The 9670-nt window shown below is 59.8% G+C and carries 8 protein-coding genes; 4 read left to right on the forward strand and 4 right to left on the reverse strand.

All coding sequences use genetic code 11. The features are described 5' to 3' along the window. Both RMO15_RS02090 and RMO15_RS02095 read left to right on the forward strand, forming a co-directional pair. A partial coding sequence (locus tag RMO15_RS02090) for an SPFH domain-containing protein (protein WP_309707352.1) occupies positions 1–895 on the forward strand: 895 nt, incomplete at its 5' end. A 16-nt stretch (positions 896–911) separates the two neighbouring features. Then, complete coding sequence (locus RMO15_RS02095; RefSeq protein WP_309707354.1) at positions 912–2696, forward strand: adenylate/guanylate cyclase domain-containing protein; 1785 nt, start codon at positions 912–914, stop codon at positions 2694–2696. A 44-nt stretch (positions 2697–2740) separates the two neighbouring features. Here the strand turns inward: RMO15_RS02095 and infB are convergent, their stop codons facing one another. The 4 genes from infB to RMO15_RS02115 form a co-directional block, all read right to left on the reverse strand. Continuing rightward, positions 2741–4765 (reverse strand): translation initiation factor IF-2, encoded by a 2025-nt coding sequence (infB, locus tag RMO15_RS02100; RefSeq protein WP_309707356.1) that lies wholly within the window; start codon positions 4763–4765, stop codon positions 2741–2743. Between the two features lie 143 nt (positions 4766–4908). Continuing rightward, positions 4909–5193 carry an RNase P modulator RnpM gene (locus RMO15_RS02105; protein WP_309707358.1) on the reverse strand — a complete coding sequence of 95 codons (285 nt, stop codon included), beginning with the start codon at positions 5191–5193 and terminating at the stop codon, positions 4909–4911. A gap of 3 nt (positions 5194–5196) precedes the next feature. Next, positions 5197–6384, reverse strand: coding sequence for a transcription termination factor NusA (nusA, locus tag RMO15_RS02110; RefSeq protein WP_309707360.1), 1188 nt, complete (start codon positions 6382–6384; stop codon positions 5197–5199). 163 nt (positions 6385–6547) lie between these two features. After that, entirely contained in the window at positions 6548–7705 is a 1158-nt protein-coding gene (locus tag RMO15_RS02115; protein WP_309707362.1) for an alpha/beta hydrolase-fold protein, read from the reverse strand. A gap of 124 nt (positions 7706–7829) precedes the next feature. Between RMO15_RS02115 and RMO15_RS02120 the strand changes: the two genes are divergently transcribed. Both RMO15_RS02120 and RMO15_RS02125 read left to right on the forward strand, forming a co-directional pair. Continuing rightward, a complete protein-coding gene (locus RMO15_RS02120; protein WP_369016064.1) occupies positions 7830–8129 on the forward strand; it encodes a hypothetical protein in 300 nt (99 codons plus the stop codon). A gap of 60 nt (positions 8130–8189) precedes the next feature. After that, positions 8190–9670 (forward strand): gamma-glutamyltransferase family protein (locus RMO15_RS02125; RefSeq protein WP_309707366.1); only part of this gene is annotated, 1481 nt, incomplete at its 3' end.

Here is a 9670-nt window from a genome sequence, read left to right on the forward strand (position 1 = left end):
TCAGAATCAACAACAGCAACAACATCCCAAAGAAGAGACATCATCATCGTGGTCGAAAGAGAAAGACGCCGTGGGACTCCCCGGTGGAATTGCGATTGTGATTCACTTGCTCATGGTCGTGGCGATTATCTATGGTTTCACCTCGGGGATGGCTTTCTTAGGGAGCGTGCTGAGCTTTATCTTGCTCTTTACGCTAAGTGGCTACTTCACGGTGGCTCCGGGCGAGAGCTTTGTCTTGATGACCTTTGGTAAGTACGTGGGCACGGTTAAGAAGAACGGGATTTTCTGGGCGCTTCCTTGGGCGAGCAAGCAGCGTGTTAGCCTGCGAACCCGCACGCTCAATGGTCAGCAACTCAAAGTCAATGACTCCATGGGCAACCCGATTGAGATCGCCTGTGTGATTGTCTGGAAAGTGACCGATACCTACCGCTCGACTTTTGAGGTGCAGAACTACGAGTCGTTTGTGGCGATGCAGTCCGAGACCGCCATTCGCCATATCGCTGCGACGCACCCCTACGACTCCGACGACGACAAGGCCATCTCGCTCCGGCGCAACGCCACCGATGTCTGTGATGACTTAGTACGGGAAATCCAGACTCGCCTCGCGCCTGCTGGTGTCACGGTGACGGATGCCAGCCTCTCGCACCTCGCCTACTCGCCTGAGATCGCCGGGGCCATGCTCCGCCGTCAGCAAGCCGCTGCCATTATCTCCGCCCGCCAGCGCATTGTCGAGGGCGCGGTCGGGATGGTCGAGATGGCACTGCAGCGCATAGATGAGAAAAAGATGGTGCAGATGACCGAGTCACAGAAAGCCGCTATGGTCGCCAACCTCATGACCGTTCTCTGTAGCGAGCAGTCCGCCCAGCCCGTTGTCAATACCAGCGTCCAAGCGTAGTGCACTCTTAAGCCTTATGGATCGCCGGGAAAGAGTTCTTAGTTTCATTGGCCTGGTGGCCTTTTTAGCCGTCGCCCTGGTGGTCTGGTTGCCAGGCTCACTGCGCACGGCGCTAGGGGACATGGAGTGGCCTTTCTACGACTGGCACCTGGGAGCCAGTGCGCGAACGAAGCCTCTGACACTCGCCGAGTCTCCCGTTGTCCTCGTCACGATGGAAGACGAGACCCCGGTGACTTTGTGGACGGAAGGCCCCACTCTCTGGCAGGAGGAACTCTACGTCGACCCGGTCTATCCGCTCCCTCGGTTTTTCCACGCGGACTTGCTGCGCCAGTTGGATCGAGCCGGAGCGAAGGCCATTGGCTTTGATATTCTCTTCACCGAGAAGCATGAGGTAGACACGGACTTTGCCAAGGCGCTCAAGAGCCACCAGGGTACCCTGGCTGCCACGCGCTCAGAGCTGCGCACTGATGGCACCAAAGAGTTTCTCCCTCTCTCTCCTGCCCTCATGCCCGGACTCACTCCCGCCTCGATTGATCTCCAGTATTCGTTGGGGCGTAGCGTCCGGCACCTGGACTGCCTAGACCAAGAGGTGCCTCAGCTTGGCGTTGCGCTCGCGGCGGCGGGCACCGGCCAGCTCTCTTTGCCTCCACAGCTCACGGGAGGACATTTCCGCTGGGGGATGCTGGACTTGCCGATCGTGGCGGGGCTGGGGGACAGTGCGGCTCTGATTCGCTACAGTGGCCCGAAGGGAACATTCCCTCACATTAGCTACGAGGATATTTTGCTCAGTGCAGAGCCGCCTCATGAGCTTAAAGGGAAGCTGGTGCTGGTGGGGCGCTACAGTCAGTTCGAGGAGCTCCAAATGACCCCGCTGGGGGAGATGTCAGAAGTGGAGATCCTGGCTAATATCGCCTACATGACCGCGATGAACCGTGGGCTTCGCACGACGGAGTCCTGGAGCCTGTGGGTCGGGCTGGTCATGACCGTCGCGTTTCTCTGGCTCGTCTGGCGGTTCGCGCTGGCTCCCGCGCTTCTCGCCCCTTTGGTGCTGGGAGCCGCCTGGATCTTCGGTGCACATGTCGCTTTTTTACGAACCGGAGTCTGGTGGGAGAGCGCGACTCCCCTGACCATGCTCTCTCTGGCCGTGATGCTGGCGACGCCTTACGAGGTTCTACGGACGCACCGGGCGTTCAAGACCCAGGTCTCGGTTGCGGCGGCGCGTAGTGCCGTCTCGGGGCGCGGCATGCAGCTCGGAACCCGCGAGGTCTACGTGACCGTTGTTTTCTGCGATATTCGTGGCTTCACCAGCTTCTGTGAGACCCACAGCGCCGATGAAGTCGAGACCATGCTCCAGGCCTACTTTGAGGCGGGAGATAGATCCGCCAAGCGCTTCGGCTCCGAGCTGGATAAGTTTATGGGCGATGCGATTTTACTGTACTTCTTTGAGCTGCCCAAGCAGGAGCCCGGCGCGGTGCGGGCCATTCGCTGGGCGTGGGAGATGCAGCGCGCCGCAGACACCATTGGGATCAAGATCGGGGCGGGGATTGCCTCGGGTGTGGCACGAGAAGGCTTTATTGGAACCGCAGGGCGGATGCAGCGCACCGTGATTGGCGATGTGGTGAATCTGGCCTCACGCCTGCAAGAGGCGACCAAAGCTCTCCCTGCCTCGATTCTTTTGAGTGAGGGGAGCTTCTCTCAGCTTGGGGATTATATTCGCGCGGAACCTCTGGGCGAGATTACTGTCCGCGGGAAGCAAATGCCCGTGCCCGTCTTTCGCCCGGAGCCAGCACCCGGAGAATAAAAAACGCCCCCGAAGCAAGCTGCTTCGGGGGCGTTTTTGTTGGTTTACAGCTCGCGCTGGATTTGGCGCATCTCGTAGCACTCGAGAATATCACCCACTTGCAGGTCATTGAAGCCACGAATTGTGATACCACACTCGTAGCCCGCCGCGACTTCACGCTGATCGTCCTTGAAGCGTTTGAGCGTCTCAATGGGACCATCGTGGAGCAAGTCTTTACCCCGGAAGACACGCACACTGGAGTTGCGCTTGACCACACCATCTAAGACATAGGAACCGGCAATCGAGCGTCCCCCCGGAAGCCGGAAGAGCTGCCGGATCTCGGTCTTACCCAGAGCGGCCTCTTCGTAGATCGGCGGAAGAAGCGCTAGCATGCCATCTTTGACCGCATCAATCAGCTCGTAGATGATAGAGAACATCTTGATCTGAACGTGCTCAGCCTCGGCCTTTTTAACGGCATTGCCTGCTGTTCCGACATTAAAGCCGACGATCATACAGTTCTTCTCATCGGCGCTATGGTCGGCGGAAGCCAGTAAGACATCGCTATCCGAGACAGGGCCGACGGTAGCAGAGAGCACGCGGACGCGGACTTCCTCGTTGCCCAGTGGCTCGACACTCTCGCGAATGGCTTGCACACTGCCCTGCACATCAGCCTTAATGACCAAGTTGAGCTCTTTGACGGGGCCGGAGCGGAGCTGTGCATAGAGCTGCTCCAGGGTCTGGTGGCCGCTTGCTGTGAGGCGCTGCTCGCGGATGCGAATCTCACTGCGCTGCGCCAGAGCCCGTGCCTCTTTTTCGTCCTTGGCGACCTCGATCTTCTCGCCCGCATCCGGGACACCGCTAAGACCAATAATCTCCACAGGCGATGAGGGCCCAGCTTTTACCAGCTTGGTGCCGCGCTCGTCGGTCATGCCACGGACTTTGCCAAACACTCCACCTGCCACGACATTATCGCCTTGACGGAGTGTGCCCTGCTGAACCAGAACGGTCGCGACCGTGCCTCGGCCCTTGTCTACTTTGGCCTCGATGATCGTGCCGCGCATCTTGGCATGCGGGTCGGCTTTGGGGTCTACCTCGATCTCGGAGACCAGTAAGATGGCTTCGAGGAGCTCGGGGATTCCCTCGCCGGTCTTGGCGGAGATATTGACCGTGGGGATCGTTCCTCCAAAAGCCTCCGGGACAAGCTCATAGCGCGTTAAGTCGGTAAGAACTTTGTCCGGGTTGGCTTCCGGCAGATCGCACTTATTGACCGCGACAATGATCGGGACTTTTGCCTTGAGCGCCACCTGAATGGCCTCTTCGGTCTGGGGCATGACGGAGTCGTTGGCAGCCACGACGATAATGGCAATATCCGTCACCGAGGCACCGCGCCGACGCATGGCGGAGAACGCCGCGTGGCCGGGGGTGTCTAGGAACGTGATCCGCTTGCCATCAATCTCGACCTGATAGGCTCCGATGTGCTGCGTAATCCGGCCCGCTTCACCGTCTACGACGTGTGCTTTGCGCAGAAAGTCCAACAGGCTGGTCTTACCGTGGTCAACGTGACCCATGATTGTCACGACCGGAGGACGTGGCACGGAGTCGGTAGTCTTGTTGACCGCCGTCCGTGTCTGCGGTTTTGGTGTGGTAGGGGTGGCTGCTTTCTCCGTTTGGGGAGTCGCAGACACTACTTTGGTGGCCTCGGGAGTGGCTGTGGGAGCGCTCTCGGCTACCTGGGCATTCTTGCCCAGCTTTTTGGCAATCTTCCGAACCGCATCAGGGGCAAGGCGCTGGTTAAGTCCGGCGAGCACACCGAGGCCCATCAGGACTTTCTGCACCTCGCTCGGGCCGACACCTAGCTTCTCACCTAGCTCTTTGACGGTCACGTTCATCGGGACGATGATCAGATCGCCGCCCGCAGGGGTTGCTGGCTCTGCAGGCACTGCCAAGGCTTTACGCACCTTATCGGCTGTGGCATCATCCAGCTCATGGGAAGGGGCCAGCTTTCCAAAGCCCGCCTTATCCAGTCGGCTTACCATCTCTTGGTTGGCAAGTCCTATCTCTTTGGCCAGTTCGAAAACTTTCACCGGCATCGCACACCTCTTTCCGCTTGCGCCCGCAGGGGGCGCGGCTGACGTCCTTAGTCGTTCATGGGACGCTCCTCGATTTAGATTTTTAAGGGGAGACACAGCAAAAAGGGGGCCGAGGGCCCCCTGACACTGGTTCCAAACGGGTATTATACCGCATTTTCGGGCGGGATGGCAGCCCGTAGCTCTGCCTGGCCTCCCTCGGTGAGTGCTGTCTTGAGCGAACGCTCGAAGGCTTTACGCTTTAGGGCAAGCTCAACGCAGGCGGAAGTGGCGCAGACATAGGCCCCTCGCCCGCTCTGCTTTCCTGTGGGATCGAGCGCAATGCCGGCACCATCGGGCAGGCGGACGAGGCGTAGGAGCCCACGCTTGCCTCCGGCGGTTCGGCAGGCCACACACGTCCGCACGGGCTGCCGCTTGGGCGGAGTAGGCACCGCCTACTCCGCGTCGTCGTCGAAGTCCGCCAGGGTGAGCGGCGGCAGATCTGCCCCTTCGTCGTCCGTGTTTGTCTCCGGAGCTGCCGAAGCCACGGGAGCCGCAGAGGGAGCAGGCTCAGGAGCGATTCCGGCTTGCTTGTCCTTGGCGACCTGAGACTCGGAGCGAATGTCAATGCGCCAGCCGGTCAGGCGAGCGGCAAGACGCACGTTCTGTCCCGCCTTCCCAATCGCCAACGAGAGCTGGTTGTCGGGGACGATCACAAAGGCCGAGCTCTGCTCCTCATCAATTTTCACGGACGCCACTTTGGCGGGCGAGAGCGACTCCGTGATAAAGAGCCGCATGTCTGGCCCCCAGCGCACGATGTCCATCTTCTCGCCGCGTAGCTCATCCACCACGGCCTGCACCCGCTGGCCACGGTGTCCAACACACGAGCCAACCGGGTCCACGCGCTCCTCTTTAGAAGAGACGGCGATCTTGCTGCGCTGTCCGGCTTCACGCGCCACGGACTTGATCTGAACCACGCCCTCCGCGATCTCGGGCACCTCCATCTCAAAGAGGCGGCGGATCAGGCTCGGGTGGGAGCGGCTGACAATGACCTGTGGGCCTTTGGCTCCCTTGCGGACATCCAGCACTAAGAAGCGGAAGCGCTCGTTGTGGCGGTAGTTCTCGCTCTCGACTTGCTCTTTATCAGGGAGAATCGCCTCGATCTTGCCTAAATTGATGATGACATTGCGGCCCTCGCGACGGTAGACCGTGCCGGTGAGAAGCTCACCCTTACGCTGATCGTACTCATCGAAGACCTTGTCCCGCTCGGCTTCACGGATGCGCTGCACCACCACCTGCTTGGCGGTCTGGGCGGCGATCCGGCTCATGCGCTCCATGTCCCGATCCCCGAGGCGATCCTCGATAAACATCCCAAGCTCTGCCTTGGCATTTCTGGCACGGGCATCGGCTAGGCTAAGCTCGCCATGGGGATTGACGACATTCTCGACGACCACACGGCGGCGAAAGTAAATCGGCTGTTTGCCGGAGACGTGCTCGATCCGTAGGCTGACCTCATGATCCACACCTAGCGTCTTTTTATAGGCCGTCGACATTGCTGCCTCAAGTGCCCCCCACAGGGTATCGAAGGGAATATCCTTCTCGCGCTCGAGCTGGCGCAGGGCCTCTATAAATTCCGCGTTCATCTTCGGTCGTCTCCCTCCACAGAGTAGTTTTGCGGCACAGAATAAAAAAAGCGCGCCGGGAGGCTCGCTTGGTATTGCGCCTAATGTCAGTTGTGGAGTGTTAAGACCCCCCACGATTGCAGAGGGATTCTATCATATATTCTCTTGTACCCGCAACGGCTTGTTACTTCCGCCAGAGCCAGCGTAGCGACTCGGGGAGGAGGGATTGGCCGTGCTTGCTGGAGTGAAAGCCTTCGCCAAAGACAAATTTATAGTCGTAGCCGGAGTAGGCGAGGGCTTTTGCCATGCCCTGGTTGGCGAGGGGCCAGTTGCCAAAGGGGTTGTCCAAGTCGTTGGCACCGTCTTGCAAAAACACACGGATCGATTTGGGCTTGTCCTTGCTTTTGCGGATCAGCGGCGGGTAGTTGTGACCCCCACCAATTCCCGTAGAACCGCCCTGTAAGTTCACAAAGCTCCCGACCCAAGAGAGCACCTTGGAGAACTGATCGGGGCGCTCCCAGGCAACCGTGAAGGCACAAATTCCGCCACTGGAGCTACCCGCAATGGCGCGGTCGGCGGGGTTGGTGGAGAGGTTGTACTTCTTGGCTACTTCCGGCAGGATCTCGGTGAGGAGCATCTCGGAGTACTTGGGCGAGAGGGTGTCGTACTCGACGGAGCGGTTGGAGCGTCCGCCCTCGAATGTTCCGGGCTGGATGAAAATTCCAATCGTGACGGGCATCTCTGACTTCGCGATGAGGTTGTCAAAGATCGGGGGGATGTAGTCCTTTGGCCTTGCGCCGTCTTGGAAGACCATCACGCTGGCGGGCTTGCTCGGGTCGTACTGGGCGGGGACATAGATCCACCACGGGCGGCTGGTGCCTGCAAAGACCTGGCTCTTGAACACTCCCATGTCCGTGACCGTGCCTTTCGGGATGTCGTCGTGGTACTTGGCATCATTGGGTGTGGTGTAGACCTCAAGTTGACCGCCGCCGCGCTTCTCGCTTCCGACTTCGATGTGCCAGAGAAAGCCCGTGCCCTCGGGAAGCGTCGCCACGGCGGCCCAGACATCGCTGGTTCCGATGCGCTTGAGAGGGAGTGTGAAGCTACTCGTTTCGCTGATTACTTTCGGATCTTTCTCCGACTCGCTGGCCAGCTCGATAGCAAACGCCACCGTGCAATCGTCGGTCTTGACGCCGCCTTTGAGGAGATTGGCGGCTCCAAACCAGCGGCGCACGGCCTCAGGTGTTGCGGCACCGTCGCGGAGTTGGGCAGGGGTGAGGGGCGGTTGTTGCATCGTGGAAAATACTGCCATCAGTGGCAGCGTCAGAAATAAAGCGCTCATAGAGAGCCGTTCGACAGCGAACGTCGGGTTTCCTGCGAAAACAAAACGGGAACTCTTTGGTGCTGGCAAGGCTCCAAGCACTTGCCCCCGTTTTCTAAAGGGGCAAGACAAGGCGGTACTCCTTATGGAGAACCAGACAATACAAGCGACCCTTCGGGGTAAGCAAACCCAAGGTGAGCTGACCCGTATGCGGAAATCCGGTCAGACTGCGGTCACTTTCTCAGGACAGGGGCTAGCTCCCGTCTCCCTCTATGCTTCCACACTGGAGCTGGAGAACATGCTATTGCTCAAGCCACGTGCCGATGTGGTTGTCGCGGTAGGATTCGATGGTCAGAGCCATCTGACCCACTTCACGCAGATTGATCGCCACCCCATCTCCAAAGACTTGCTGACGGTCTCTCTGACAAAAATCATCGCGGATTAAGTTAGAGGAGAGAGCCTCCTTCAGGGTGAAAGGTAATCCCAAAACTCTGGAGGAGGCGGTATGGCAACACGAGGCTTGGTGGTGGTGAAAAATGGGGCGGCGGCGACGAGCCAGCCCCTGGCGACAGCAACGGCGCTGGCGATTTTAGGACGTGGGGGAACGTTTGCGGACGCAGCGATTGCGGCCTCGGCGGTTTTGTGTGTTGTCGAGCCCTGGAACTCCCATCTGGGCGGTGATGCTTTCTTAATCGTCCACGAGGCAAAGACGCGTGAGACGCTGGCCTACAACGCGTCGGGAGCGGCTCCAAAATCCGCGACTCTGGCAAGCTATCCCGACGGCATCCCAATCCACGGACCACGCGCCGTCACCGTACCCGGCTTAGTGGACGCCTGGTTCGCACTTTATGAGCACCACGGCTCGCTACCGATAGCCGAGCTTCTCGCGCCCGCCATCGGCTACGCCAAAGAGGGCTACCCCGTCGGGCCGCGCGCCGTGAAGAAGTTCGCTGAGTTTGCAGGAGTTGCAGGTTTGGAGGCACTGGGGACGAAAACGCCCGCGCTGGGAGAGTTTATTCGCCAGCCAGAGCTGGCATGGAGCCTGGAAGAAATTGCGACGCATGGCCGCGAGGCGTTCTATAGTGGTGCGATTGCGGAGAAGATTGTCGCGGCATCGAACGGCCACTTTACCCTTGAGGACTTGGCTGCACATAAAACACGCATTCTTGCGCCGCTCTCCGTAGGCTACCGTGGCCTCACCGTGCACTGCCAGCCGCCGCCCTCACAGGGAATGATTTTAGCGCAAGAGCTGGCCCTCGCCGAGGGATTCCAGCTCGCAGAGCTGACCGAAGCCGAGCGCACGCATCTTCTCGTCGAGTGTAAAAAATGCGCCTTCGCCGATCGCTTCGCCCACCTCGCCGACCCCGAGTGGCACGATGTCCCTCTGGCAAAACTTCTCAGCGAGCCCTATCTGGCAAAGCGCCGCGCAGAGATTGGCGAAAAAGCATCGTCGGTGACGGCAGGGGCGCTCGATGAGGGCCAGGACACGACGTATTTTTTGGTGGCCGATAGCCACGGCAACGCGGTCAGCTTTATCCAGAGCATCTTCCATAACTTCGGCAGCGCCTGGATTCCCGAGGGCACCGGGATTCTCTTCAACAACCGCCTCACCGGCTTCTCGCTCGATCCCGCCTCGCCCAACGTGCTCGCGCCTGGCAAGCGCCCGGCGCACACGCTCAATGCCTGGCTCGCCACCCACCCCGATGGCTCGCTCGCGCTGGTCGGAGGGACGCCCGGAGCCAATATCCAGGTGCAGACCAACTTGCAACTCCTGGTAAATACGCTCGACCTTGGCCTCGATCCACAAGAGGCTATCGAGCGTCCCCGCTGGCAGCACTCCTCGGACGGCGGCAACACCGGCCAGAGTGAAGAAGGGCTGGGCGTGCTGGAACTCGAAGACCGCGCCGACGCAAGCCTCTTTGCCGATCTCACCGAGCGCGGCCACGACACCCGTCCCATTGGCCCCTGGGCACACGGCTCGGCGGC

Origin of the sequence: Armatimonas sp. (genome assembly GCF_031410135.1) — a bacterium.
In the GTDB taxonomy this organism is placed as follows: Bacteria; Armatimonadota; Armatimonadia; order Armatimonadales; family Armatimonadaceae; genus Armatimonas.

What these genes read in the sequence shown, in the direction of transcription:
- RMO15_RS02095 (WP_309707354.1), top strand. Translation starts at nt 912, where the DNA reads ATGGATCGCCGGGAAAGAGTTCTTAGTTTCATTGGCCTGGTGGCCTTT.
- infB (WP_309707356.1), bottom strand. Translation starts at nt 4,765, where the DNA reads ATGCCGGTGAAAGTTTTCGAACTGGCCAAAGAGATAGGACTTGCCAAC.
- RMO15_RS02115 (WP_309707362.1), bottom strand. Translation starts at nt 7,705, where the DNA reads ATGAGCGCTTTATTTCTGACGCTGCCACTGATGGCAGTATTTTCCACG.
- RMO15_RS02120 (WP_369016064.1), top strand. Translation starts at nt 7,830, where the DNA reads ATGGAGAACCAGACAATACAAGCGACCCTTCGGGGTAAGCAAACCCAA.
- nusA (WP_309707360.1), bottom strand. Translation starts at nt 6,384, where the DNA reads ATGAACGCGGAATTTATAGAGGCCCTGCGCCAGCTCGAGCGCGAGAAG.